Origin of the sequence: Bacillus sp. A1 (genome assembly GCF_042296235.1) — a bacterium.
Lineage (GTDB): Bacteria > Bacillota > Bacilli > Bacillales > Bacillaceae > Bacillus > Bacillus velezensis.
Genome location: NZ_CP141181.1, coordinates 3306712 through 3332095, shown reverse-complemented (window position 1 = coordinate 3332095; position 25384 = coordinate 3306712). Strand labels below are relative to the sequence as shown.

The 25384-nt window shown below is 47.7% G+C and carries 24 protein-coding genes; 18 read left to right on the top strand and 6 right to left on the bottom strand.

Annotated elements, in window-relative coordinates:
• Positions 1-21: 21 nt before the first annotated feature.
• Positions 22-1029 carry an LLM class flavin-dependent oxidoreductase gene (locus U2H13_RS16460; RefSeq protein ID WP_014418913.1) on the top strand — a complete coding sequence of 336 codons (1008 nt, stop codon included), beginning with the start codon at positions 22-24 and terminating at the stop codon, positions 1027-1029.
• A 34-nt stretch (positions 1030-1063) separates the two neighbouring features.
• Here U2H13_RS16460 and U2H13_RS16455 read toward each other — a convergent pair whose 3' ends face one another.
• Positions 1064-2152 (bottom strand): GntR family transcriptional regulator, encoded by a 1089-nt coding sequence (locus U2H13_RS16455; RefSeq protein ID WP_022553808.1) that lies wholly within the window; start codon positions 2150-2152, stop codon positions 1064-1066.
• A 256-nt stretch (positions 2153-2408) separates the two neighbouring features.
• On the opposite strand from U2H13_RS16455, the gene U2H13_RS16450 reads away from it, so the two are divergent.
• From U2H13_RS16450 to eno, 7 genes are all read left to right on the top strand, one after another.
• Complete coding sequence (locus U2H13_RS16450; RefSeq protein WP_003151605.1) at positions 2409-3803, top strand: sugar porter family MFS transporter; 1395 nt, start codon at positions 2409-2411, stop codon at positions 3801-3803.
• A 264-nt stretch (positions 3804-4067) separates the two neighbouring features.
• A complete protein-coding gene (gene cggR / locus U2H13_RS16445; protein WP_003151607.1) occupies positions 4068-5102 on the top strand; it encodes a gapA transcriptional regulator CggR in 1035 nt (344 codons plus the stop codon).
• Between the two features lie 33 nt (positions 5103-5135).
• Positions 5136-6143 carry a type I glyceraldehyde-3-phosphate dehydrogenase gene (gene gap, locus U2H13_RS16440; RefSeq protein ID WP_003151611.1) on the top strand — a complete coding sequence of 336 codons (1008 nt, stop codon included), beginning with the start codon at positions 5136-5138 and terminating at the stop codon, positions 6141-6143.
• A 321-nt stretch (positions 6144-6464) separates the two neighbouring features.
• Positions 6465-7649: a phosphoglycerate kinase gene (locus U2H13_RS16435; protein WP_025649298.1), complete on the top strand. Its 1185-nt coding sequence runs from the start codon at positions 6465-6467 to the stop codon at positions 7647-7649.
• 25 nt (positions 7650-7674) lie between these two features.
• Positions 7675-8436: a triose-phosphate isomerase gene (gene tpiA / locus U2H13_RS16430; RefSeq protein ID WP_003151618.1), complete on the top strand. Its 762-nt coding sequence runs from the start codon at positions 7675-7677 to the stop codon at positions 8434-8436.
• Positions 8429-9964, top strand: coding sequence for a 2,3-bisphosphoglycerate-independent phosphoglycerate mutase (gene gpmI / locus U2H13_RS16425; RefSeq protein ID WP_003151620.1), 1536 nt, complete (start codon positions 8429-8431; stop codon positions 9962-9964). Before tpiA ends, gpmI begins: the two co-directional genes overlap by 8 nt.
• A 27-nt stretch (positions 9965-9991) precedes the next feature.
• Positions 9992-11284: a phosphopyruvate hydratase gene (gene eno, locus U2H13_RS16420; protein ID WP_007409956.1), complete on the top strand. Its 1293-nt coding sequence runs from the start codon at positions 9992-9994 to the stop codon at positions 11282-11284.
• 30 nt (positions 11285-11314) lie between these two features.
• Here eno and U2H13_RS16415 read toward each other — a convergent pair whose 3' ends face one another.
• The gene (locus U2H13_RS16415) at positions 11315-11776 is read right to left on the bottom strand and encodes a GNAT family N-acetyltransferase (RefSeq protein WP_376700539.1); all 462 of its coding nucleotides are present in this window, start codon (positions 11774-11776) and stop codon (positions 11315-11317) included.
• A 131-nt stretch (positions 11777-11907) separates the two neighbouring features.
• Between U2H13_RS16415 and U2H13_RS16410 the strand changes: the two genes are divergently transcribed.
• Complete coding sequence (locus U2H13_RS16410; protein ID WP_376700538.1) at positions 11908-13686, top strand: zinc ribbon domain-containing protein; 1779 nt, start codon at positions 11908-11910, stop codon at positions 13684-13686.
• Between the two features lie 39 nt (positions 13687-13725).
• Here the strand turns inward: U2H13_RS16410 and U2H13_RS16405 are convergent, their stop codons facing one another.
• Positions 13726-14436 carry a hypothetical protein gene (locus tag U2H13_RS16405; protein WP_022553805.1) on the bottom strand — a complete coding sequence of 237 codons (711 nt, stop codon included), beginning with the start codon at positions 14434-14436 and terminating at the stop codon, positions 13726-13728.
• A gap of 346 nt (positions 14437-14782) precedes the next feature.
• Positions 14783-15933 (bottom strand): IS3 family transposase gene (locus tag U2H13_RS16400; RefSeq protein ID WP_099721935.1). Its coding sequence is split into 2 segments (ribosomal slippage): positions 14783-15660 and positions 15660-15933, totalling 1152 coding nucleotides; the frame shifts between segments, so codons are not numbered across the junction.
• Positions 15934-16163: 230 nt separating this feature from the next.
• Here U2H13_RS16400 and U2H13_RS16395 point away from each other — a divergent pair.
• Positions 16164-16796 (top strand): NAAT family transporter, encoded by a 633-nt coding sequence (locus U2H13_RS16395; protein WP_015418237.1) that lies wholly within the window; start codon positions 16164-16166, stop codon positions 16794-16796.
• Between the two features lie 19 nt (positions 16797-16815).
• On the opposite strand, the gene U2H13_RS16390 is transcribed toward U2H13_RS16395, so the two are convergent.
• Positions 16816-17373, bottom strand: coding sequence for a GbsR/MarR family transcriptional regulator (locus tag U2H13_RS16390; RefSeq protein ID WP_014418904.1), 558 nt, complete (start codon positions 17371-17373; stop codon positions 16816-16818).
• A 260-nt stretch (positions 17374-17633) separates the two neighbouring features.
• On the opposite strand from U2H13_RS16390, the gene opuCA reads away from it, so the two are divergent.
• From opuCA to opuCD, 4 genes are read left to right on the top strand one after another with little or no spacing between them, the layout of a single operon-like run.
• Positions 17634-18773: an osmoprotectant ABC transporter ATP-binding protein OpuCA gene (gene opuCA, locus U2H13_RS16385; protein ID WP_053285144.1), complete on the top strand. Its 1140-nt coding sequence runs from the start codon at positions 17634-17636 to the stop codon at positions 18771-18773.
• 20 nt (positions 18774-18793) lie between these two features.
• The gene (locus U2H13_RS16380; protein ID WP_003151654.1) at positions 18794-19447 is read left to right on the top strand and encodes an ABC transporter permease; all 654 of its coding nucleotides are present in this window, start codon (positions 18794-18796) and stop codon (positions 19445-19447) included.
• A gap of 37 nt (positions 19448-19484) precedes the next feature.
• Positions 19485-20378: an osmoprotectant ABC transporter substrate-binding lipoprotein OpuCC gene (opuCC, locus tag U2H13_RS16375; protein ID WP_094296336.1), complete on the top strand. Its 894-nt coding sequence runs from the start codon at positions 19485-19487 to the stop codon at positions 20376-20378.
• A gap of 17 nt (positions 20379-20395) precedes the next feature.
• Positions 20396-21070: a glycine betaine/carnitine/choline/choline sulfate ABC transporter permease OpuCD gene (opuCD, locus tag U2H13_RS16370; protein WP_003151658.1), complete on the top strand. Its 675-nt coding sequence runs from the start codon at positions 20396-20398 to the stop codon at positions 21068-21070.
• A 33-nt stretch (positions 21071-21103) separates the two neighbouring features.
• Here opuCD and U2H13_RS16365 read toward each other — a convergent pair whose 3' ends face one another.
• On the bottom strand, positions 21104-21637 hold the full coding sequence (locus U2H13_RS16365; RefSeq protein ID WP_003151660.1) for a GbsR/MarR family transcriptional regulator: 534 nt from the start codon (positions 21635-21637) through the stop codon (positions 21104-21106).
• A gap of 285 nt (positions 21638-21922) precedes the next feature.
• On the opposite strand from U2H13_RS16365, the gene U2H13_RS16360 reads away from it, so the two are divergent.
• The 4 genes from U2H13_RS16360 to U2H13_RS16345 are packed head-to-tail and all read left to right on the top strand — an operon-like array spanning position 21923 to position 25366.
• Positions 21923-23068 carry a betaine/proline/choline family ABC transporter ATP-binding protein gene (locus tag U2H13_RS16360; protein WP_029973568.1) on the top strand — a complete coding sequence of 382 codons (1146 nt, stop codon included), beginning with the start codon at positions 21923-21925 and terminating at the stop codon, positions 23066-23068.
• Positions 23069-23084: 16 nt separating this feature from the next.
• Complete coding sequence (locus U2H13_RS16355; RefSeq protein ID WP_053285146.1) at positions 23085-23738, top strand: ABC transporter permease; 654 nt, start codon at positions 23085-23087, stop codon at positions 23736-23738.
• 14 nt (positions 23739-23752) lie between these two features.
• Entirely contained in the window at positions 23753-24670 is a 918-nt protein-coding gene (locus tag U2H13_RS16350) for an osmoprotectant ABC transporter substrate-binding protein (RefSeq protein ID WP_088056413.1), read from the top strand.
• An 18-nt stretch (positions 24671-24688) separates the two neighbouring features.
• A complete protein-coding gene (locus U2H13_RS16345; RefSeq protein ID WP_021494139.1) occupies positions 24689-25366 on the top strand; it encodes an ABC transporter permease in 678 nt (225 codons plus the stop codon).
• The last annotated feature ends 18 nt before the right edge of the window (positions 25367-25384 follow it).

The window sequence follows — 25384 nt, the reverse complement described above, 5'->3', positions numbered from 1 at the left end:
TAAACCGCAAAGGAGAAAACGATGGCTGAACATACATTGAAAGATACTGCGTTTTCCGTATTGAATTTATCGCCGGTCGTACAGGGAGGAACGGTTGCTGAATCGTTCCGCAACAGCATGGATTTAGCGCGCCGCGCCGAGGAGTGGGGCTATAACCGCTATTGGCTTGCGGAGCATCATAATATAGAAGGCGTTGCCAGCTCGGCAACAGCGGTGCTGATCGGCCACATCGCCGGCGGCACGAAAAAAATCCGCGTCGGTTCTGGGGGTATTATGCTGCCGAATCATTCGTCACTTATAATCGCGGAGCAATTCGGAACCCTTGAAACGTTATATCCAGGGCGGATTGACCTCGGACTCGGGCGTGCGCCGGGTACCGACCAATTAACGGCGAGGGCCTTAAGAAGAAACATAAACAGCGGGGAGGATTTCCCGGAGCAGCTTGAAGAATTGAGAAATTACTTCAAACCGTCAGGCAATGTGCGCAATCTAGTCCGCGCCATTCCGGGCGAAGGGCTGGACGTGCCGATCTGGCTTCTGGGCTCAAGCGGCTTCAGCGCGCGTCTTGCGGGAGAGCTCGGGCTTCCGTTCGCCTTTGCGGCTCACTTTTCACCGAAAAACACCGTGCCCGCCCTTGAGCTGTACCGCAGCTCCTTCCGTCCGTCAGATGTACTGGATAAACCGTACGCGATGGTCGGCGTCACCGTCATTGCCGCCGATACGGATGAAAAGGCGGAGCATCTGGCAACATCGCATTATCAAAGATTTTTAGACCTCGTCCGCGGCACGCCGAACCAGCTGAAGCCTCCTGTTGAAGACATGGATCAAATCTGGTCGCCGTATGAAAAAGCGATGGTCAATGAACAGCTCAGTTCAACGATCGTCGGCGGACCGGAGCGTGTGAAGGAGAAGCTGGAAAGCTTCATCCGGACAACACAGGCGGATGAAATCATGGTGAATTCAGAAAGCTTTGAGCATGCCGACAGAATGAGATCATTTGAAATCATCGCCGAATTAAAAAACAGCTGAGCAAAAAAAGCAATGTGCCGCGCACATTGCTTTTTTATTCGCCGATCCGCCTGACTGAATTCCGGATGATGAGTTCCGGTTCATACACGACGTCATCCTTCTTCGGTTTTTTATGTTCTAAGCAGTCGATGACGTATTTTGCCGCCGCTTTCCCCATAATGGATTTCGGATGCTTGACAGAGGTGAGCTTCACCTCGGAAATCTGGGCGAAATGTGAATCATCATAGCCCATGACCGATACGTCATCAGGCACCTTTAACCCGAATTCCCTGAGAAGATTAATCGTCTTCAGCGCAATTTCGTCATTGTAGCAAAGAATGGCCGTCGGATGTGACCCGCTGTTTTGCTCAAGGGTATGCTTAATTTTTTGGAGAAGCACGGTTTCTTTTTCCTCAGTCGTGTAAGTCACGATCATGTCCGGAGACGGAAAAATCCCGCGCTCCCGATGCGCCTGAAGATAGCCGTTCATCCGTTTGACGCCCTGCGTGTCATCCGCTTTAAAGATTCCCATAATGTGCGTGTGGCCGAGGGACATGACGTATTCGCAAGCCATCATGCCGCCTTTGACATCATTGACGGAAAAGCTTGGTGCGGCCAGCTCCGCATAAGAGGCGTTAATCATGGCAAACGGAATGCCGTTTTTCTCCAGATTGAGATAGTAGCCGATGTTGGGCGTCTGCAGCGCGCTTTTTGTAGGCTCGACAATCAGCCCGTCTATATTTTTGGACAGCAGGTTTTCAAGGCCGCGCCGTTCACTTTCTGTATTGTTGTTGGTGCTCGTCAGCAGCATGGAATAGCCCTGTTCGCTTAAATAAGATTCAATTCCCCTGATGATGCTCGGAAAAATATAGTCTGATATGTACGTTGTAATGACGCCGATCGTTTTGTTTGAATGCATGGCTGATTTCGCCGTGCGTGAAGCGACAAAGGTGCCTCCGCCCTGAACGCTGTACAGCAGCCCCTGCGAGACCAAATCTCCGATCGCCTTTCTGATGGTATGGCGGCTGACGCCGAACTGCTGCATCAGCTCATTTTCCGTAGGCAGCTTTTCGTCCGGCTGTATTTTTCCTTGATTCAGCCATGAACAAATTTCTTCTTTTACTTGAGCATATTTCGGTAGCATATCAATTCCTCCAAAATGTATACGGACAAATTCCAGTATAACATAGTAAGCCCTTTCATCAAGCTGTAAAAATAATTGACAGATTATGAAAAACTGCTTATTCTTTATTTGTACGTACTAATTTTCCTTATTTTTAGATAAAATTCTTTATAAGTACGTACAAATGTGGCGGTTCTGAAGAAAACAAAGCAACATCAAGCGCCGCACTCAGATTTGTAAGCGTTTTTATTCTATTATTCGCGGGAGGGTAAAATTCATGAAGAATCACCCGGCACCAATTGGCTCAAATGTACCTGTCACTCGGCAGCATTCCAAGTGGTTTGTCATTCTCATCTCATGCGCGGCCGGACTGGGAGGGCTTTTGTACGGTTATGACACGGCGGTGATTTCCGGCGCCATCGGTTTCCTGAAAGATTTGTACCGCTTAAGTCCTTTTATGGAAGGGCTCGTGATTTCAAGCATAATGATCGGCGGTGTTTTCGGCGTCGGGATTTCCGGATTTTTGAGCGACCGTTTCGGACGGAGAAAGATTTTGATGGCAGCGGCGCTGTTGTTTGCGGTGTCAGCGGTTGTCTCTGCGCTTTCGCAAAGTGTGTCTTCCTTAGTGATCGCCAGAGTCATCGGCGGTCTGGGAATCGGCATGGGCTCCTCGCTTTCTGTCACGTATATTACCGAAGCCGCTCCGCCGGCCATACGCGGCAGTCTGTCTTCACTGTATCAGCTGTTTACGATATTAGGGATCTCCGGCACTTATTTTATTAACCTCGCCGTTCAGCAGTCCGGCTCGTATGAATGGGGAGTGCACACCGGCTGGCGCTGGATGCTCGCTTACGGCATGATTCCGTCCGTCATCTTTTTTATCGTGCTGCTTATCGTGCCTGAAAGCCCGCGCTGGCTTGCGAAAGCGGGGCGCCGGAATGAAGCCCTCGCCGTGCTGACGCGCATTAACGGCGAGCAGACCGCGAAAGAAGAAATCAAACAAATCGAAACGTCTTTACAATTAGAAAAAATGGGGTCATTGTCTCAGCTGTTTAAACCGGGGCTGAGAAAAGCGCTTGTGATCGGGATTCTGCTGGCTTTATTCAATCAGGTCATCGGCATGAACGCAATTACGTATTACGGGCCGGAAATTTTCAAAATGATGGGCTTCGGACAGAATGCGGGGTTTATCACGACATGCATCGTCGGTGTCGTTGAAGTGATTTTCACCATTATCGCGGTTCTTTTAGTCGATAAGGTAGGCCGGAAAAAGCTGATGGGGGTCGGATCAGCCTTTATGGCGCTGTTCATGATCTTAATCGGGGCATCCTTTTATTTTCAGCTGGCGAGCGGTCCGGCTTTAGTCGTCATCATATTGGGATTCGTCGCCGCTTTCTGCGTATCAGTCGGGCCGATTACGTGGATCATGATTTCGGAAATCTTTCCGAACCACCTCCGCGCACGCGCCGCCGGTATTGCGACGATATTCTTATGGGGGGCCAACTGGGCGATCGGCCAGTTCGTGCCGATGATGATCAGCGGGTTGGGGCTCGCGTACACCTTCTGGATATTCGCCGTCATTAATATTCTCTGTTTCTTGTTTGTCGTGACGATCTGCCCTGAGACGAAAAATAAATCATTAGAAGAAATAGAAAAACTCTGGATAAAATGAAAGCGTTTTACGACAAAAGTCCGCTCCGGCGGGCTTTTGTCTGTCACCTTCATTCCGTTTCTGTATATAATGACTGTATCAAGGAGATACTGGGAAATCCTGCGAAGAATGTCGACGAATTGACCTTTAACAGTTGAATTAACAATGTCATCCTGTTAAAATAATTAAAGAAAGCAGACATAATTTTTTTTGGCTATGATGGGACGTTTTTTGTCATAGCGGGACATTTTCTGTCCAGTATGAATAGGAAGGAACGTTTGAGTCATGAACCAGTTAATACAAGCTCAAAAAAAATTATTGCCTGATCTTTTGCTTGTGATGCAGAAAAGATTTGAAATCTTGCAGTATATCAGGCTTACCGAACCGATCGGCCGCAGAAGTCTTGCAGCCAGTCTCGGATTGACCGAGCGCGTTCTCAGAAGCGAGGTTCAGTTTTTGAAAGAACAGAATCTCATCGATATTAAAACAAACGGCATGACAATGACGGAAGAGGGCTACTCACTGCTTTCGATTCTGGAAGATACGATGAAGGATGTTTTAGGATTGACGCTTTTGGAAAAGACATTAAAAGAGCGGCTTAATCTGAAAGACGCCATTATCGTTTCCGGAGACAGCGACCAATCTCCTTGGGTCAAAAAAGAATTAGGGAGAGCGGCCGTTGCATGTATGAAAAAGAGATTTTCAGGCAAAAATATCGTCGCTGTAACCGGCGGTACGACAATTGAAGCCGTCGCCGATATGATGACGCCGGATTCAAAAAACCGCGAGCTCCTGTTTGTGCCCGCAAGAGGCGGTTTAGGCGAAGATGTGAAAAACCAGGCGAACACCATATGCGCGCATATGGCGGAAAAGGCTTCAGGCACTTACCGGCTTTTGTTCGTTCCCGGGCAGCTGTCACAAGGCGCCTACTCATCTATTATTGAAGAGCCTTCCGTAAAAGAGGTGCTTCACACGATTAAATCAGCGAGTATGCTCGTTCACGGAATCGGCGAAGCTAGAACAATGGCGGAGCGAAGAAACACGCCTTTGGAAGATTTGAAGAAAATAGATGACAATCATGCGGTGACAGAGGCATTCGGCTACTACTTTAATGCGGACGGAGAAGTCGTTCACAAGGTGCATTCAGTCGGAATGCAGCTTGATGACCTCGATGCCATTCCCGACATTATCGCGGTAGCGGGCGGATCATCAAAAGCAGAAGCAATCGAAGCTTATTTTAAAAAGCAGCGAAACACGGTTCTCGTCACGGACGAAGGAGCCGCAAAGAAGTTATTAAGGGATAACAGTCCCTCAATATAAATATCTCTCACTTATTTAAAGGAGGAAATAATCATGGCAGTAAAAGTCGGTATTAACGGTTTTGGTCGTATTGGACGTAACGTATTCCGCGCAGCATTAAACAATCCTGAAGTTGAGGTAGTAGCGGTTAACGATTTAACAGACGCTAACATGCTTGCTCATCTTTTACAATATGATTCCGTACACGGAAAATTAGATGCAGAAGTTAAAGTTGACGGCAGCAACCTTGTTGTTAACGGCAAAACAATCGAAGTTTCTGCTGAGCGCGATCCTGCGAAACTCAGCTGGGGCAAACAAGGCGTTGAAATCGTAGTTGAATCTACTGGTTTCTTCACAAAACGCGCAGACGCTGCGAAACACTTAGAAGCAGGCGCGAAAAAAGTTATCATCTCTGCACCTGCTAACGAAGAAGATATCACAATCGTTATGGGTGTTAACGAAGACAAATACGATGCGGCTAACCACCATGTTATCTCTAACGCATCTTGCACAACAAACTGCCTTGCGCCGTTTGCAAAAGTACTTAACGACAAATTCGGCATCAAACGCGGTATGATGACAACTGTTCACTCTTACACAAACGATCAGCAAATTCTTGATCTTCCGCACAAAGACTACCGTCGTGCGCGTGCAGCAGCTGAAAACATCATTCCTACATCAACTGGTGCTGCTAAAGCAGTTTCCCTTGTTCTTCCTGAACTGAAAGGCAAACTGAACGGCGGAGCTATGCGTGTGCCGACTCCAAACGTTTCTCTTGTTGACCTAGTTGCTGAACTTAACAAAGACGTAACGGCTGAAGACGTAAACGCAGCTCTTAAAGAAGCGGCTGAAGGCGATCTTAAAGGAATTCTCGGCTACAGCGAAGAGCCATTAGTATCCGGAGATTACAACGGCAATGCTAACTCTTCTACAATCGATGCTCTTTCTACAATGGTTATGGAAGGCAGCATGGTAAAAGTAATCTCTTGGTACGATAACGAAAGCGGCTACTCTAACCGCGTTGTTGACCTTGCAGCTTACATCGCAAAACAAGGTCTTTAATTCATAGCTCCCGGAAAGGGCCGGACTTGGTTCTTTCGGACAGAAACGCTATAATGAAAGCGGACAAGGGAAGGGGACGGACTCCCTTTCCCTTTTTCCATGAGAACCGGCTTTCAGAAAGCGCCGGATTGCTGCAGAACGTCCGCGTTTTGAAGTTTCCGCGGCACTTTCGTTTTCTGAGCCGCCTGCCCTGGCTCAGAAGACGATCTGCCCCGTGCCCGGAAGCTGCAATCTGCCCCGCGGCGGAAGCATCATGAGGCGGTTTCACGTTTCACGTTTTTCGTGCTATGCAAACCATTTTGAAGGAGGATCTCCTAAGGCATGAATAAAAAAACAGTAAAAGACATCGACGTAAAAGGCAAAGTCGTATTCTGCCGCGTTGACTTTAACGTTCCAATGAAAGACGGGGAAGTAACAGACGATACTCGTATCCGAGCTGCGCTTCCAACAATCAAACACCTTGCAGACCAAGGCGCGAAAGTCCTTCTTGCGAGCCACTTAGGCCGCCCGAAAGGCGAAACGGTTGAGGAGCTTCGTTTAACTCCTGTCGCTGCACGCTTAGGCGAACTGCTCGGCAAAGAAGTGAAAAAAGCGGATGAAGCTTACGGCGATGCTGTAAAAGCACAAATTTCTGATATGAAGGACGGAGACGTTCTTGTATTGGAAAACGTACGTTTCTACCCTGGTGAAGAGAAAAACGATCCTGAGCTTGCTAAAGCATTTGCTGAGCTTGCGGATGTATATGTCAATGACGCATTCGGTGCTGCCCACCGTGCTCACGCATCTACAGCCGGAATTGCCGAGCATCTGCCGGCGGTTGCAGGATTCCTGATGGAAAAAGAGCTTGACGTTCTCGGCAAAGCCGTGACAAATCCTGAGCGCCCGTTTACGGCAATCATCGGCGGCGCGAAAGTAAAAGACAAAATCGGCGTAATCGAAAGTCTGCTTGATAAAGTGGACAACCTGATCATCGGCGGAGGTCTTGCTTACACATTCGTAAAAGCGCTTGGCTATGAAGTCGGTAAATCTTTGCTTGAAGAAGATAAAATCGAACTTGCAAAATCATTCATGGACCGCGCGAAAGAAAAAGGCGTTACATTCTATATGCCGGAAGACGTGCTCGTTGCTGATGATTTCTCTAACGATGCAAACGTTCAAATCGTGCCGATCTCTGAGATTCCAAGTGATTTAGAAGCGATCGACATCGGAACGAAAACCCGCGAAACGTATGCTGAAGTTATCAAAAACAGCAAACTTGTCGTATGGAACGGACCGATGGGCGTATTCGAAATCGACTTGTTCGCTCAAGGCACAAAAGCAGTGGCTGAAGCATTGGCAGAGGCAAACGATACATACTCTGTCATCGGCGGAGGAGACTCTGCGGCAGCCGTTGAAAAATTCGGCCTTGCTGACAAAATGAGCCATATCTCAACAGGCGGCGGCGCATCCCTTGAATTCATGGAAGGCAAAGAGCTTCCGGGTGTAGCTGCGCTGAACGATAAATAAAAACTGCTATAAGGAAGTGGAACAGATGAGAAAACCAATTATAGCCGGTAACTGGAAAATGAACAAAACACTCGGCGAAGCTGTCAGCTTCGTTGAAGAAGTGAAATCTTCCATTCCAGCAGCAGACAAAGCGGAAGCCGTTGTTTGCGCACCAGCTCTTTTCTTAGAAAAGCTGACTTCTGCTGTTAAAGGAACTGACCTGAAAGTCGGCGCCCAAAACATGCATTTTGAAGAAAACGGTGCGTTCACAGGTGAAATCAGCCCGGTCGCTCTGAAAGACCTTGGCGTGGATTACTGCGTCATCGGCCACTCTGAGCGCCGTGAAATGTTCGCTGAAACTGATGAAACAGTTAACAAAAAAGCGCATGCCGCTTTCAAACACGGCATTGTGCCGATCATTTGCGTAGGTGAAACGCTTGAAGAGCGCGAAGCCGGAAAAACAAATGATCTTGTTGCCGATCAAGTGAAAAAAGGTCTTGCGGGTCTTTCTGAAGAGCAAGTTGCCGCTTCCGTTATTGCGTATGAGCCAATCTGGGCAATCGGAACAGGCAAATCTTCTACAGCGAAAGATGCTAACGACGTCTGCGCGCATATCCGTAAAGTCGTTGCTGAAAGCTTCAGCCAGGAAACTGCTGACAAGCTCCGCATTCAATACGGCGGCAGCGTAAAACCTGCAAATATTAAAGAATATATGGCAGAGTCCGATATTGACGGTGCTTTGGTCGGCGGCGCAAGCCTTGAACCGCAGTCATTCGTTCAATTATTGGAGGAAGGTCAATATGAGTAAAAAACCAGCTGCACTCATCATTCTTGATGGGTTCGGATTACGCAATGAAACAGTCGGAAACGCAGTCGCACAAGCGAAAAAACCGAATTTCGACCGTTATTGGAACCAATACCCTCATCAGACGCTGACGGCATCAGGCGAAGCAGTCGGACTGCCTGAAGGACAGATGGGGAACTCTGAAGTCGGTCATTTGAATATCGGCGCAGGACGTATTGTGTACCAAAGCTTAACACGCGTGAACGTTGCCATCCGCGAAGGCGAATTCGAACGCAATCAAACGTTCCTTGACGCCATCAAAAACGCGAAAGACAACGACAAAGCGCTGCACCTGTTCGGCCTTCTTTCTGACGGAGGCGTACACAGTCATATCAATCATTTATTCGCGCTGCTGAAGCTTGCGAAAAGTGAAGGACTGACGAAGGTGTATATTCACGGTTTCCTCGACGGCCGCGATGTAGGTCCGCAAACAGCGAAAACTTACATTCAGCAGCTGAATGAGCAGATCGAAGAAATCGGTGTCGGCGAAATCGCCAGCATTTCCGGACGCTACTACTCCATGGACCGCGACAAACGCTGGGACCGTGTGGAAAAAGCGTACCGCGCAATGGCTTACGGCGAAGGCCCGTCTTACCGCAGCGCGATGGATGTAGTCGATGATTCTTATGCGAACGGCATTCATGATGAATTCGTCATTCCGTCCGTCATCACAAAAGAAAACGGTGAACCCGTTGCGAAAATTCATGACGGCGATTCTGTGATTTTCTATAATTTCAGACCGGACCGCGCTATCCAGATTTCAAACACGTTTACCAACAAAGATTTCCGCGATTTCGACCGCGGTGAAAATCATCCGAAAAACCTGTATTTCGTCTGCCTGACTCACTTCAGTGAATCTGTTGACGGATATGTGGCTTTTAAACCGGTAAACCTTGACAATACGGTGGGTGAAGTATTAGCACAGCACGGGTTAAAACAGCTTCGCATTGCAGAAACTGAAAAGTATCCGCACGTTACGTTCTTTATGAGCGGCGGCCGCGAAGAAGAATTCCCGGGCGAAGAGCGCATCCTCATTAACTCGCCGAAGGTCGCGACATATGACCTGAAGCCTGAAATGAGCGCGTATGAAGTGAAGGATGCTCTTGTAAAAGAAATCGCGGCTGACAAGCACGACGCGATCATCCTGAACTTTGCAAACCCTGACATGGTCGGCCACTCCGGAATGGTCGAACCGACGATTAAAGCAATTGAAGCAGTGGACGAATGCTTAGGCGAAGTGGTTGACGCCATCATCGCTAAAGGCGGACATGCCATCATTACCGCTGATCACGGTAATGCGGACATTCTGATTACAGAAACAGGCGAACCGCACACTGCCCATACGACAAACCCAGTCCCTGTCATTGTGACGAAAGAAGGCGTGACGCTGCGCGAAGGCGGAATCCTAGGCGACCTCGCACCAACGTTATTAGACCTTCTCGGTGTTGAAAAACCGAAAGAAATGACAGGAACATCTTTAATTCAAAAATAAGCGTAAATCAAAAGGAGAGACAAACTCATGCCATACATTGTTGATGTTTATGCACGCGAAGTCCTTGACTCCCGCGGCAACCCAACAGTTGAAGTTGAAGTATATACAGAAACAGGAGCTTTCGGCCGCGCATTAGTGCCAAGCGGAGCTTCTACAGGTGAATACGAAGCGGTTGAGCTTCGTGACGGCGACAAAGACCGTTACCTTGGAAAAGGCGTGTTAACTGCTGTTAACAACGTAAACGAAATCATTTCTCCAGAGCTTCTCGGCTTTGACGTAACTGAACAAAACGCAATCGATCAGCTTTTAATCGAGCTTGACGGAACTGAAAACAAAGGCAAACTCGGTGCGAACGCAATCCTTGGCGTATCTATGGCTTGTGCGCGCGCAGCTGCTGATTTCTTACAGATTCCTCTTTACCAATACCTTGGAGGATTCAACTCAAAAACGCTTCCTGTACCGATGATGAACATCGTAAACGGCGGAGAACATGCTGACAACAACGTAGACATTCAAGAATTCATGATTATGCCTGTAGGCGCGCCTAACTTCCGTGAAGCGCTTCGCATGGGCGCTCAAATCTTCCACAGCCTGAAATCCGTTCTTTCTGCTAAAGGAATGAACACAGCTGTAGGTGACGAAGGCGGATTCGCTCCGAACCTTGGTTCTAACGAAGAAGCGCTTCAAACAATCGTTGAAGCAATCGAAAAAGCCGGCTTCAAACCTGGCGAAGAAGTGAAACTTGCTATGGATGCTGCATCTTCTGAGTTCTACAACAAAGAAGACGGCAAATACCATCTGTCTGGCGAAGGCGTTGTGAAAACATCTGCTGAAATGGTTGACTGGTACGAAGAAATGGTTTCTAAATACCCAATCATCTCTATCGAAGACGGACTTGACGAGAACGACTGGGAAGGCCACAAACTTCTTACAGAGCGTCTTGGCAAAAAAGTTCAGCTTGTCGGTGACGACCTTTTCGTTACAAACACGAAAAAGCTTGCTGAAGGTATCAAAAACGGCGTAGGCAACTCTATCCTGATCAAAGTAAACCAAATCGGTACATTGACTGAAACATTCGATGCGATCGAAATGGCGAAACGCGCGGGCTACACTGCCGTTATCTCTCACCGTTCAGGTGAAACTGAAGACAGCACAATCGCTGACATCGCTGTGGCAACTAATGCAGGACAAATCAAAACAGGTGCTCCGTCCCGTACGGACCGTGTTGCGAAATACAACCAGCTTCTTCGCATCGAAGATCAGTTGGCTGAAACTGCTCAATACCACGGTATCAACTCTTTCTATAACTTGAATAAGTAATCGAAAAAACCTCCCCATGGGGAGGTTTTTTTATATATCTGCATAAAGCCTTACCATGTCGCGGCACTGTATCCCGTTTTCGAAAATCTCCTCTTCATAATGCCTGATGAAAAAATCATGGTCGATGGCTTGAAGTCTGAAGCCGCATTTTTGGTAAAGGGCAAGCTGGCCTATACTGGAGTTGCCCGTTCCAATTTCAATAGTCGCCGCTCCCATTTGTTTTGCCTTATTCACGGCCTCTTCTATGAGCTTTCTGCCGATGCCATTGTTGTGCATTGATGCTTTCACCGCAATATTGACGATTTCTACTGTTTTTGGTCTTGTTTTCAAAAGGACGAAGACCCCTGCAAGCTCGTCTGACGTCCAAGCCGTATAGCATTCTCCTCTTACAAGATAATCATCGACAATCTCTTTCGACGGATCGGCCAGCAGCAATAGTTCATACAGCGCTTCATCCGGCTCCGCGGCTTTTCGGATGCTCAGTTTTTGCATGTCCGTTTCTCCTCCTCCGTTATGATCGACAGCTATTTTTCAAAATAACTCCAAAATCATTCTACTTTATTATAAAATATGAAACATAGGAAAAGTTATACAAGTTTTGCAGATTGAATAGGAGGAAAGTCATGTTTTTTTGTAAGTATTGCGGCCAGCAGAACAACGAAGAGGCGCATTTCTGTAAAGAATGCGGAAAACCGATCGGGAAAGGAAGCCGGCTGGAGCGGCAGGCGGCTGAATCCGCATCACAGCCGAGAAAGCCGATCCCTAAAAAAACGCTCTTCCTATGGGGAGGCATTGCCGCAGCGCTGATCTTATTGATTGCCGCATATAAAACCGGAGCCTGGCTGACATCTGAAAAAAGGCTCACGGATCAATTCGAACAGGCGGTTCATGACGGGGACACGAAAAAGCTCGCAGCCCTGCTCACTCCTTCAGACAAAAAACTGAAGCTGAATGAGACCAATGTCAAACCGCTCCTTGCATACGCAAAGAAACACGATGAACTGCTGGCATCGCTTCGCGGCAATTCATCAGAAAAAGATGCGGTATACGTCAAAAAAGAGGGTAAAACCCTTCTTTTGTTTGACCATTACGAATTGAAAGTCGATCCGGTTTATTTCCGCGTCACCAGCAATTATAAAGGCGCCGATCTTTATATCAACAGCGAGAAAACAGGTACGGTCAAAAAAGCCGATGAAACCCAAATCTTCGGCCCGTATGCACCCGGTGTCTACACGGCGGAAGCCAAGCTTAAAAATGAGACGGTTGACGTTGTCAAAAAACAAGAGGCAGAGGCGGCCGGCAGCCGGAATGTTGAGTTTGACCTGCCGTTAGACGCCGAGGATGTGACATTCATTCCGGCAGACAGCTTCAAAAGCGCGAAAGGCGATCTGCTGATAAACGGCAAGTCCGTCCATAAAGATCCGTTTACATCCGTTACATACGGTCCGCTCTTAACTGACGGTTCCATGACAGCCGCCGTGGAGGCTGATTTTCCTTGGGGGAAAATGAAAACTGCCGATGTTCCGATCAACAGCACTGATATGGAATTAACGCTTATTCCGGATCAAGATACACAACAAACAATCATGGACACGATTGTCAAAACAACGAAACAGTATACAAAAGCGATGGCAGACGGAAATACCGATCAGATGACCGAGGCTGGTTCCGCCTGGAAAGAGCAGACGAAAGAAGCGGTATCCGGCATGAAGAGTTCCGGCACCTTTTTGAAGGATCAGTATAAAGAGACAAGCTTTGATCTGGATTCATTTGCGATTTCTCAAGAGAACGGCCGCTGGCAAGTAACTGTTACGGGTAAAGAGCTTCATGAGTCTGCTTATTTCGACGGGAATACGAAGCCTGATATGGAAGAGGCTGAGCCGAGTTTTCACTATGTACTCTCATATGATACAAAACATAAAAAATGGGTTTTCGAAAAAGCTGATCCTGCCTCAGATTCTTCCGGGACAAATGTAAAAAAAATAAAAAATGACCAGCCGAATACCTATACATCCGCATGGGCATCATCCAAAGGAAATACAGCTTCAGGCAGCGTGACAAACGAGCAAGTCACATCGTTTATGACTGATTACCTGACAAATCAATCAAGCGCCGTCAGCCTTAACAATTTTGCCATCATGGCGGGCAATTTAGAAGAGGGGAGCCCTTTGTATGCTGATCAGCAGAAACTGGTCAAAAAACTGCACAGCGAGGGGACGACCGAAGTATTTAATGAAGTGAATGTCAAAAGCTTTTCACAGAAAGGCTCTCATCTGACGATTCATACGTACGAGGAGTTTTATATTACGAAAGCCGGCGGCAGTCCGAAGCTCAGAACATACAATTGGACGTATGGCGGCGTTGTTAAAGACGGAAGAATTTATTTAACATCCATTCAATAAAAAACCCCCGCGCCAATCAGGCGGCGGGGGTTTCCGTTTTTAAAAGAAGAAATAATTCATGAGTTCTTTTATATAATGCTTGATCGTGAATTGAAACGTTACACAAATGATCAAATAGATGACGATAACAGAATAAATGATATCGGCCTTAGCCGTGAGCTGATGCTGATAGCTCGCCAGCATGAGCGGAGGCACGGCAAACGCCGCTCCTAAAAGACCGACAGCCAGAATGGTAAAGCAGACGGTTGTATGAAGCAGCATAAAAATGAGGGCAAGAAGCAAAATAGCTGTAAACGGAATCAAAAATGCTCCGAATCTGGACAGCGAATCTTTAAATGACACCTGCGCGCCGCCGGCCTTCAAAGCGATAAAAATCAAGAGATACAGGCAGAAAACGCATAATGCAAAGGTAAGCGCCGGTTTGATCACAACCGCGGTAAAACTGACGTCACGAAAGCCGTCTGATAGAAGAATATAAAACATAATCGGCGTCACCAGGCAGAAAAGCACCATGTTGATGATGCTGCTGACAAGCTGTTCGCCGCCTGTCGTTTTACATGTTTGGTACGGTCTCTTTAACACATCAAGCACGAATAAGGCAAATTGCTTTGAAGCCTGCTTAGCCGCGGCGCCAGCCTGAGCGGCCTGGCCTTGCGTTTGGCCTGCGCCTCCCTGCCCGGGCTGGGGCGCCCCGCACTTTTCACAAAACTTTCCGCCATCAGTATGATGGCCGCATTGAGAACAATACATTCTAAAACTCCTTTTACAAGTAATATAGGGATTTTGTTCAATATTTACATTATAAAAGAAAATAGGGCGGATGTAACGGAGTTTTCTAAAGATATACAAATCACTTTCTCTATGAATTGATAATAGAGAAAAAGTACCCATTATGGTAGAATTTTAATGGAGCTGATAGATATCATGTCTCTCGGCGCATTGATTCAGAGTGAAAAAGGAAATTAACGCATGCTAAAAAAATTGAAAATGCTTTATCGGCTGTTGAAATTCGGAAAAGGCTTATGGAGATAGCAAACAAAAAAAACCGTCCTTACAGGGACTGACCCCTGTTTTTGAGACAGGGATCAAAACACCTTCATACAGCCAATTGCCGATATTGTATCGGCGATTGGCTGTTTAGTTTCGTTTGAATACGAATATTGTTATAATAATGAATGTATTCTATGGCAGTGCGTTCTACGATGGTCGTCGTAGTTCGATCAATGCTGTTAAGATAGAACGTTTCAGACTTTAGTGAGGAATGAAACGATTCGATGGAGGCATTATCAGCGGGCGTCCCTTTGCGGGACATGCTCATGGTAATGCCTTTTGTTTTAACAGCTTTCTGATACTCATAAGATGTATAAACAGAACCTTGGTCACTATGTAACACGCAGTTCTCTGGCAGTGCGGGCAGCTGATCAAGTGTGTGTAAGACAAAGTCTGTGTCCTGTCTATCGCCAATTGTAAAAGCAATCACTTCTCCATTGTATAAATCCAATATACTGGAAAGATACAATTGTTTCTGCCCATAAGGCAAATATGTGATATCCGTTACTAGCTTTTCCAGAGGGCGTTCAGACTGAAAGTTTCGATCCAATATATTCTCGGCCACGGCATATGGCTGCCCATCTTTCTTGCGCTTTTTCACCTTAACCCGGCATTGCCACTGATTCTTCTGCATAATGCGCTGAACCGTTTTATGATTCACACGCATTCCCTTTTTTAATATGGCTGTGATTTTCCGATAGCCATATCGAAACTTGTGTTCTCGGCACAACGTGCCGATTTGTTTTTCTAAATGGTATTTAGGGTTATCTTTCATCAGATTCTTCTTCCAACGATAATAAGATGCTCGTGAGATACCTAAATGAATACAGATATCCTGTATGGTCATTGTGCCGCGCAATGCTTCTACAAGCTCGACTGGCGTTTCGCTATCAGCTTCCTTTCCAATTCGTTGCACTTTTTTAAAACTTCATTCTGTTGTCTCAGATAACGATTTTCTGCCTGCAGTTTCTCTAATTCGGAAGAATACTCCGGGCCTTTTCCGTAAGTGTATTGCTTTCCGACAGGCTGTTCGAATCGATGTGTATCCCCAGTCTTATGCCATCTAACCCATGTCTGAACCTGTGTCTTATTCTTAATATTCAATTCCTGCATGATCTCTTTCATAGGCACGCCTGCCAATCTCATTTCTACAGCCTTCTGTTTCACTTCAACCGGATAACTCACTCTTGTCCCCATAGAAAAAACACCTCCAAGTCTAATTTCGGCTAACAATCATCCGTTTTCAAACTTGAAGGTGTTTTTTGTTTGTCTCATCTTATGGGGTCAGTCCCTACAAGGACGGTTTTTTTCTGTTTCCGGATCGTCCGGCTGAGGTTAAAAAGCAGACCCCGGGGGTAAAAACCATGCATAAGAAACAGCGGAGAACAAAACATAACTCAATAATGGCAAGCCATAAGGAGGTACGCATGTTTTCATTCATCATTCATGTCTTCATTTCACTGTTTGCAGTCTCCAATCCCATCGGAAACGTGCCGATTTTTCTTTCACTGACGGAAGGGTACCCGGAGAAAGAACGGACAGCGATCGCACGCAAGGCTTCCGTGCTGTCGTTTATCATCTTGGCGGCTTTTTTAATCTTCGGCCATCTGATCTTTAAACTGTTCGACATTAACATTCATGCCTTGCGTATCGCGGGCGGCATTTTTATTTTCGGCATCGCTTATAATCTTCTGAACGCGAAGAAATCTCATGTACAGTCTCTCCATCATGAAGAGAAAGGGGAGAGCAAGGAGAAAGCCGATATATCCGTGACGCCTTTGTCGATTCCGATTATCGCCGGTCCCGGTACGATCGCGACGGTGATGAGTCTGTCGGCCGGCCATGGCGGCATCTTCCATTACATCAGCGTGCTTATCGGCATTGCAGCCGTCATCGCGATGACGTTCATCTTCTTTCACTATTCTTCTTTCATCAGCAATAAGCTCGGGAAAACCGAAATGAACGTCATTACCCGACTGATGGGGCTGATTTTGGCGGTGGTGGCGATCGGCATGATCGGCGCCGGTCTGAAAGGCATGTTCCCGATATTGGTTTCCTGACTTAAAAAGCAGCGCCCGGTTATCTTCGGGTGCTGCTTTTTTCTATTTTCGGCACATGCTGAAACACTTCTTCACTCTCAAAAAATTCTATCAAACGGCTCAGCCAGTCATAATAATGGAGCCAATCCGTCAGTTCATCCAAAAGCTGGCGGGCTTTTTCTTCAATATCGGGACTGAGATTTTCCGATTCCAGAAGCTCAGTCAGCTCGCGGTTCAGCTTTTTATAGAGCATTTTGTTTTTGCTGACCGCCTTTGTCCAATTTGCCGTAAACAGGGAGATAAACGTCTGGTAATAATCACGCTCGACGTCGTAAAGGTCTTTCCGAACGCCTTTTTCAAACACTTTTTCAGCCAGATTGGCATCGGTCATTTCGCGGACCACCTGGCTCATCCTCGTTTTGCTCATCCCGGTCGCCTCTGACAGCTCATTTAACGTCATCGGCTTGCGGTTCATATAAATAATACCGAGCACACGTCCAAGTGTGGCCGGCATTCCGAATGTATGCATATTCTCGGCGATTCTCTCAATGAGATGCTCTTCAGCATGCCCGATGATATCAAGAGCGTTTTTTTCCACGGCTGATCATCCCTTCACTGGCTTTTCATGCTGACAATATATCATATTTTTTACAGTTGATGAAAAAGATGATGCGGCAGGATATGCGAGCTATCGGGAGCGATTGTAAGAACATCCGCATTGTCAGCGGGATAACATGAAAAAATACGTATATTGTATATAATTTCAACACATTGTAAACTTTTTATTTTACAAATTTCATCTTATAATAAAGATTATACTTTTCAGAAAAATAACGGAACCCTTCGGAGGTGCGCGGATTGCTGAGATTAGAAAATGTATCGAAAGTCTATAAAGGCGGAAAAAAAGCTGTTAACAGCATTGATTTAAATATCGAAAAAGGCGAGTTTATTTGTTTTATCGGGCCGAGCGGCTGCGGAAAAACGACGACGATGAAAATGATTAACAGACTGATTGAGCCGTCATCCGGTAAGATTTTTATCGATGGCGAAAACATTATGGAGCAGGACCCGGTGGAGCTGAGACGGAAAATCGGCTACGTCATTCAGCAGATCGGACTTTTCCCTCATATGACCATTCAGCAGAACATTTCCCTCGTGCCGAAACTGCTGAAATGGCCGGAACAAAAGCGGAAGGAACGGGCGCGGGAGCTTTTGAAGCTCGTCGATATGGGCCCGGAATATTTAGACCGCTATCCTCACGAGCTGAGCGGCGGACAGCAGCAGAGAATCGGCGTGCTGCGCGCCCTTGCAGCGGAACCGCCTCTTATTCTTATGGATGAACCGTTCGGAGCGCTTGATCCGATTACGCGGGATTCCCTTCAAGAAGAATTCAAAAAACTGCAAAGAACATTGAATAAAACGATTGTGTTTGTAACACACGATATGGATGAAGCTATTAAGCTGGCTGACCGGATCGTCATTTTAAAAGCGGGAGAGATCGTTCAGGCCGGCACTCCTGATGACATTCTCCGGAATCCGGCTAATGAGTTTGTCGAAGAATTTATCGGCAAAGAACGGTTATTGCAATCAAGACCGGACATTGAACGCGTCGAGCAGATGATGAACAAAAAGCCTGTCACCGTTACGGCGGACAAAACGCTTTCGCAGGCGATACAGGTGATGCGGGAGCACCGTGTCGATTCCCTGCTTGTCGTTGATGACCTGAATGTGCTACAAGGGTATGTCGATGTCGAGATCATTGATCAGAACCGGAAAAAAGCGAGCCTCGTCGGCGACGTGCTCCGCTCTGATCTGTATATGGTCGAGCAGGGGACACTGCTGCGCGATACCGTACGCAAAATTTTAAAGCGCGGAATGAAATATGTACCCGTCGTTGATGAACAAAGGCATTTAGTCGGAATTGTCACGCGGGCGAGCCTTGTCGACATCGTTTACGATTCAATCTGGGGCGAGGAAGACCAGCTGGTGACAGGCTGACAAGGGGAGGAACGCTTACAATGAATGAAATGATCAAGTTTTTGCAGACGAACGGCGGAGAACTGTTATATAAAACGTGGGAGCATTTATACATTTCGATCATCGCCGTCATATTAGGCATTGTCGTCGCCGTTCCGCTCGGAGTGGCGCTGACGAGAATGAAAAAGGGCGCAGGCGCCGTCATCGGCGCCGTCAACATTGTGCAGACCTTGCCGAGTCTCGCGATACTGGCATTTTTTATCCCGCTGTTAGGCGTGGGAAAGGTGCCCGCGATCGTCGCGCTGTTTTTCTATTCGGTGCTGCCGATTCTCCGGAACACGTATACAGGCATTCAAGGCGTAAACAAAAATCTGCTGGAATCGGGAAAAGGCATCGGGATGACGGTCTGGGAGCAGATCAGGCTTGTGGAACTGCCGCTTGCGGTTCCGGTGATCATGGCAGGCATCCGCACATCCACCATTTATCTGATCGGCTGGGCGACGCTTGCTTCCTTTATCGGGGGCGGCGGGCTCGGAGACTATATTTTTATCGGCCTGAATCTCTATCAGCCTGAATATATTATCGGCGGCGCCGTGCCCGTCACCATTTTAGCCATTATCATTGATTATCTGCTGGCGGCGACGGAACGGAAGGTGACGCCGAAAGGGCTGAAAGGACTGAAGGAAGTATCATAAGGAGTTGGCTGTTTTGAAAAGAAATCAAAAGAGATGGATGTGCGCACTGGCGCTGTCGGCTGCTCTGCTTCTAGGCGGCTGTTCCCTTCCCGGCCTGAGCGGGGCTTCCGATGATACGATCAAAATCGGGGCGCAAAGCATGACGGAATCAGAAATTATCGCCAATATGATCGCACAGATGATTGAACACAATACAGACTTGAATACGGCATTAATTAAAAACCTCGGATCGAACTATGTCCAGCAGCAGGCGATGCTCGGCGGTGAAATCGATATCGCCGCGACGCGCTACTCGGGAACGGATTTAACGAGCACCCTCGGCATGGAAGCGGAAAAAGACCCGAAAAAAGCATTAGCCATCGTCCAGAAGGAATTTGAGAAACGCTTCCATTACAAATGGTTTGATTCTTACGGATTTGAGAACACATACGCTTTTACCGTCACGAAAGAGCTTGCGGAAAAAGATCATTTAGACAAAGTGTCCGATATTAAGAAGCATGCGGATCAATTTAAGCTCGGTGTAGACAATGCGTGGCTGAAAAGAAAAGGTGACGGCTATAAAGGCTTTATCGACACGTACGGCTTTGAATTCGGCACAACCTATCCGATGCAGATCGGACTTGTATACGATGCCGTGAAAAACGGGAAAATGGATGCCGTCCTCGCCTATTCAACGGACGGACGGATCAAAGCGTACGATCTGAAAATTTTAAAAGACGACAAGCAGTTTTTCCCGCCGTATGACTGTTCGCCGGTCATTCCCGACAGCGTGCTGAAGCAGCATCCTGAACTGAAGGGCATTGTGAATAAACTGATCGGCAAAATTGATACGGAAACGATGCAGGGATTGAATTACGAGGTGGACGGCAAGCTGAAAGAACCGTCCGTCGTCGCTAAAGAATTTTTGGAGAAACATCATTATTTTGAATAAGAAATGAGGTGGGGCAAATGGAAGTGCTGCAGCAGCTCGGCACTTATTATTCTCAAAACGGCGCCTATGTGCTTCAGGAGTTTTACCGCCATTTTCTCATGTCGGTATACGGCGTTTTATTTGCGGCGATCGTCGGGGTTCCGCTCGGCATCTTCATTGCCAGGTACAGAACATTAAGCGGCTGGGTATTCGCGGTGACAAACGTGATTCAGACCGTGCCGGCGCTTGCGATGCTTGCGGTGCTGATGCTCGTCATGGGGCTCGGCGCCAATACGGTGATATTGTCGCTGTTTTTATATTCGCTTCTTCCGATCATCCGGAATACGTACACGGGAATCGCCAGCATTGAACACGCTTATCTTGAATCGGGAAAAGCGATGGGCATGACCAAATTTCAGGTGCTCCGCATGGTGGAGCTGCCGCTTGCGCTTTCCGTCATCATGGCGGGGCTGCGGACGGCGCTCGTCATCGCGATCGGCATTACGGCAATCGGTACGTTTGTCGGCGCGGGCGGACTCGGTGACATCATTGTCAGGGGCTCAAACGCCACGAACGGAACCGCGATTATTTTGGCCGGCGCCATTCCGACAGCGCTGATGGCCGTTATCGCAGATCTTGTGATGGCATGGCTGGAGCGGGCGCTGAGTCCGGTGAGAAAGAAAAAACGAACCAAAGCGCCGAATGCGGCATGAAAAAAACGCCTTGCGGGTCAGGGCGTTTTTTTCTTATGGCTTCGGAACATGCTTGAAAATTTCTTCGCTTTCAAAAAACTCGATCAGGCGGCTGATCCAGTTGTAGTAATCAAGCCAATCCTTTAATTCTTTCAGCAGTTCGTTGATTTTTTCCTCAGCTTCTTCCGGCACGCCGTTTTCAAGGACGGCTGTCAGTTCGCGGTTCAGCTTTTTATGCATCATTTTATTTTTGCTGACGACCTTGCTCCATGTGGCCGTAAACAGCGTAATAAAGGTTTGGTAATAATCCTGCTCGACGTCGTATAAATCTTTGCGGACGCCTTTTTCAAACACTTTTTCCGCCAGATTGACGTCAAGCATTTCACGGACCGCCTGGCTCATTCTCGTCTTGCTCATGCCGGTCGCTTCTGATAATTCAGTTAAGGTCATCGGCTTGCGGTTCATATAAATAATGCCTAAAATGCGCCCCACCGTCGCGGGCATTCCGAATGTATGCATATTTTCAGCGATTCGTTCTATCAAATGATCTTCAGCTTGTTCGATTACGTGTAACGGATCTTTCTCCAACAGTTTCAATCCTTTCAGTCAGCAATTCCGATGTCAATATACCACATTTTTAAACCGGCGGAAATGCTCTTCCGAGAGAATTTGGCAGTAATCCGGAGCAATAAGAAGAACTTTGCCGGTCAATACGGGTTAATCAGTGCTTACACAACCTTTATATATAATATGGACAAATTGTAAACTTTTTAATTTACAAAGTTTAATTTATAATGGGAAACGTTCAATTGTCTGAAAAGTTAAATTTGAATTTAACGAATTGAATAAACTTAATCATGGAGGTGTGAGTGTTTGCTGACATTAGAAAATGTCTCGAAAATGTATAAAGGCGGGAAAAAAGCCGTCAACAGCATCAACCTGAATATCGCCAAAGGCGAATTTATTTGTTTTATCGGACCGAGCGGCTGCGGCAAAACGACGACGATGAAAATGATCAACCGCTTAATTGAACCGACAGAAGGCAGAATCCTGATAGAAGGCCGAAACATTATGGAACAAGACCCGGTGGAACTCAGAAGAAGCATCGGCTATGTCATCCAGCAGATCGGGCTGTTTCCGCATATGACCATTCAGCAGAACATTACGCTCGTTCCGAAGCTTTTAAAGCATCCTGCCGAAAAACGGAAGGAACGGGCGCGGGAGCTTTTAAAGCTCGTTGATATGGGGCCTGAATATTTAGACCGTTACCCTCATGAACTGAGCGGAGGACAGCAGCAGCGAATAGGTGTATTACGGGCACTTGCCGCAGAGCCGCCGCTCATCTTAATGGATGAACCGTTCGGGGCGCTTGACCCGATTACGAGAGATTCCCTTCAGGAAGAATTTAAAAAACTGCAAAAAACCTTACATAAAACCATCGTATTTGTTACCCATGATATGGATGAAGCCATCAAGCTTGCGGACAGAATCGTCATTCTGAAAGCGGGAGAAATCGTCCAGGCCGGAACGCCTGATGAGATTCTCAGATTTCCGGCGAATGAATTTGTTGAGGAGTTTATCGGCAAGGAACGGCTGATCCAATCATCCAGCCCTGATATTGAACGGGTGGAGCAGATCATGAATCCCGATCCCGTGACGGTAACACCTGAGAAAACACTGTCAGCCGCCATTCAGCTGATGCGTGCCGAGCGGGTGGATTCGCTGCTCGTCATTGATGAAAAGAACGTTCTCCAAGGTTATGTCGATGTGGAGATGATTGACCGCAATCGAAGACAGGCGGTAACCGTCGCGGAAGTGCTTGAACGGGATCTGTACACGGTCAGAAGCGGCACTCTGCTCCGCGACGCCGTCCATAAAATTTTAAAAAGAGGCATGAAATTTGTGCCGGTCCTTGATGAAGCCGGCCGATTAACGGGAATCGTGACAAGGGCAAGCCTCGTTGACATCGTCTATGACTCCATCTGGGGAGAAGAGAATCAGCTCGCGGTGATGTCATGAGGAGGCTTCAATTGATATGAATCAGACCGTGCAATTTTTACAGGCAAATGGAGGAGAGATGCTTTATAAAACATGGGAGCATCTGTACATCTCATTAATCGCCGTCATGGCGGGCATTCTCGCCGCCGTTCCGCTCGGCGTCCTGCTGACGAGGATGAAAAGAGGAGCCGGCGCCGTCATCGGCATCGTCAACATCATTCAAACCTTGCCGAGCCTTGCCATTCTTGCGTTTTTTATTCCGCTTTTAGGCGTAGGAAAGGTCCCGGCCGTTGCGGCGCTGTTTTTCTATTCCATGCTGCCGATTCTCAGAAACACGTATACGGGGATTCTCGGCGTCAATCGGCATCTTCTGGAATCGGGAAAAGGAATCGGCATGACGGCATGGGAGCAGATCAGGCTTGTAGAGCTCCCGCTTGCCGCTCCGGTCATCATGGCGGGCATCAGAACGTCTTCGATTTATTTAATCGGCTGGGCGACACTCGCCTCCTTTATCGGCGGAGGCGGGCTGGGAGATTACATTTTTATCGGCTTGAACCTTTATCAGCCGGAGTATATTATCGCAGGCGCCGTTCCGGTCACAGTGCTGGCGGCAGCCGTCGATTACATGCTGGGGATGACAGAACGGAAAGTCACGCCTGACGGGCTGAAGAGCATAAAGGATGCTACATAAGGAGGAGGTCTCTCATGGGGAATAGATGCAAAAAACGGCTGCTCGCAATCGCCTGTATCGGCATGCTGCTCCTTGGCGGATGCTCGCTCCCGGGATTGAGCGCCGCATCGGAGGATACCATTAAAATCGGCGCGCAAAGCATGACCGAATCAGAAATTATCGCGAGCATGCTCGGACAGATGATCGAACATCACAGCGGGTTGAAAACATCCGTTATTAAAAATCTCGGTTCCAACGCCGTACAGCAGCAATCCTTGATCAACGGTGATATTGATATCGCCGCTACGCGCTATACAGGTGACGCGCTGACCGGGACGCTTCGCATGGACCCGGAAAAAGACCCGGACAAAGCGCTGCGGCTCGTTCAGCGTGAATTTCAAAGCAGATATGACATGAAATGGTTTGATTCTTACGGCTTTGATAATACATACGTCTTTACCGTTTCCGGACAGCTTGCCCGCAAGTACCATTTAGAATCGGTATCCGATGTCAAAAAAGAAGCGTCTCATCTGAAATTCGGCGTAGATAACTACTGGATGAAGCTGAGAGGCAACGGATATCAGGATTTTATGAACACATACGGAATGTCATTTGAAGGCACGTATCCGATGCAGATCGGCCTCGTTTACGACGCGCTGAAAAGCAGAAAGATGGATATCGCGCTCGCTTATTCCACCGACGGAAGAATCATCGCTTACGGACTGAAAACGCTGAAGGATGATAAGCAGTTCTTTCCTCCGTATGACTGTTCACCCGTCGTTCCGGATCAAGTATTAAAAGAGCATCCCGAACTGGAGGGCGTGATCAATAAAATGATCGGCGCGATTGATACAAAGATGATGCAGAAAATGAATTACGAAGTTGACGGCCGATTAAAAGAGCCGTCCGTCGTGGCCAAGGAATATTTAGAAAAACATCATTACTTTGAATAACGGAAAGGAGATGTGCGGATGGACACGATGAAGGAGCTGTTTACGTATTACGCTCAAAACGGCAGCTATGTTCTGTATGAGTGCTGGCGGCACTTTCTCATGTCGGCGTACGGCGTCGTTTTCGCCGCCGTTTTCGCCATTCCGGCCGGAATTGTGACAGCAAGGCACGGGCGTCTCTCCGGCTGGGTGTTTGCTGTGGCGAATGTGATTCAAACCGTTCCGGCGCTGGCGATGCTCGCCGTCCTGATGCTTGTCATGGGACTCGGCGCCAATACGGTCATCACGGCTTTGTTTTTGTATTCCCTGCTGCCGATTCTCAGAAATACGCACACGGGCATTATCAATATCGAGCACGCTTATCTCGAGTCGGGAAAAGCGATGGGCATGACGAAATACCAAATCCTTCGTATGGTGGAGCTGCCGCTTGCGCTTTCCGTCATTATGGCGGGTCTCCGAACGGCGCTCGTCATTGCCATAGGCATCACGGCGATCGGCACCTTCGTCGGGGCTGGCGGCCTCGGCGATATGATCGTCAGAGGGTCGAACGCGACAAACGGAACCGCCATTATTCTGGCGGGCGCCATCCCGACCGCGCTGATGGCGGTAGCCGCAGACCTGCTGATGGCGTGGCTGGAACGAGCCCTCAGCCCGGTGAAAAAACAAAAAAGAAAGCTGATCGTACGCTCAGCCTCATGAAAAAAAGCATTCTTCCGC

Bases quoted from the DNA above. Each gene is read 5' to 3' on its own strand.
- U2H13_RS16415 (WP_376700539.1), bottom strand. From the start codon at position 11,776: ATGCAAAAACTGAGCATCCGAAAAGCCGCGGAGCCGGATGAAGCGCTG.
- gpmI (WP_003151620.1), top strand. From the start codon at position 8,429: ATGAGTAAAAAACCAGCTGCACTCATCATTCTTGATGGGTTCGGATTA.
- opuCD (WP_003151658.1), top strand. From the start codon at position 20,396: ATGGAAGTGCTGCAGCAGCTCGGCACTTATTATTCTCAAAACGGCGCC.
- U2H13_RS16450 (WP_003151605.1), top strand. From the start codon at position 2,409: ATGAAGAATCACCCGGCACCAATTGGCTCAAATGTACCTGTCACTCGG.
- U2H13_RS16350 (WP_088056413.1), top strand. From the start codon at position 23,753: ATGGGGAATAGATGCAAAAAACGGCTGCTCGCAATCGCCTGTATCGGC.
- U2H13_RS16435 (WP_025649298.1), top strand. From the start codon at position 6,465: ATGAATAAAAAAACAGTAAAAGACATCGACGTAAAAGGCAAAGTCGTA.
- U2H13_RS16455 (WP_022553808.1), bottom strand. From the start codon at position 2,152: ATGCTACCGAAATATGCTCAAGTAAAAGAAGAAATTTGTTCATGGCTG.
- U2H13_RS16345 (WP_021494139.1), top strand. From the start codon at position 24,689: ATGGACACGATGAAGGAGCTGTTTACGTATTACGCTCAAAACGGCAGC.
- U2H13_RS16460 (WP_014418913.1), top strand. From the start codon at position 22: ATGGCTGAACATACATTGAAAGATACTGCGTTTTCCGTATTGAATTTA.
- cggR (WP_003151607.1), top strand. From the start codon at position 4,068: ATGAACCAGTTAATACAAGCTCAAAAAAAATTATTGCCTGATCTTTTG.
- U2H13_RS16410 (WP_376700538.1), top strand. From the start codon at position 11,908: ATGTTTTTTTGTAAGTATTGCGGCCAGCAGAACAACGAAGAGGCGCAT.
- U2H13_RS16380 (WP_003151654.1), top strand. From the start codon at position 18,794: ATGAATGAAATGATCAAGTTTTTGCAGACGAACGGCGGAGAACTGTTA.
- opuCC (WP_094296336.1), top strand. From the start codon at position 19,485: ATGTGCGCACTGGCGCTGTCGGCTGCTCTGCTTCTAGGCGGCTGTTCC.
- U2H13_RS16395 (WP_015418237.1), top strand. From the start codon at position 16,164: ATGTTTTCATTCATCATTCATGTCTTCATTTCACTGTTTGCAGTCTCC.
- U2H13_RS16405 (WP_022553805.1), bottom strand. From the start codon at position 14,436: ATGTATTGTTCTCAATGCGGCCATCATACTGATGGCGGAAAGTTTTGT.
- tpiA (WP_003151618.1), top strand. From the start codon at position 7,675: ATGAGAAAACCAATTATAGCCGGTAACTGGAAAATGAACAAAACACTC.
- gap (WP_003151611.1), top strand. From the start codon at position 5,136: ATGGCAGTAAAAGTCGGTATTAACGGTTTTGGTCGTATTGGACGTAAC.
- eno (WP_007409956.1), top strand. From the start codon at position 9,992: ATGCCATACATTGTTGATGTTTATGCACGCGAAGTCCTTGACTCCCGC.
- U2H13_RS16355 (WP_053285146.1), top strand. From the start codon at position 23,085: ATGAATCAGACCGTGCAATTTTTACAGGCAAATGGAGGAGAGATGCTT.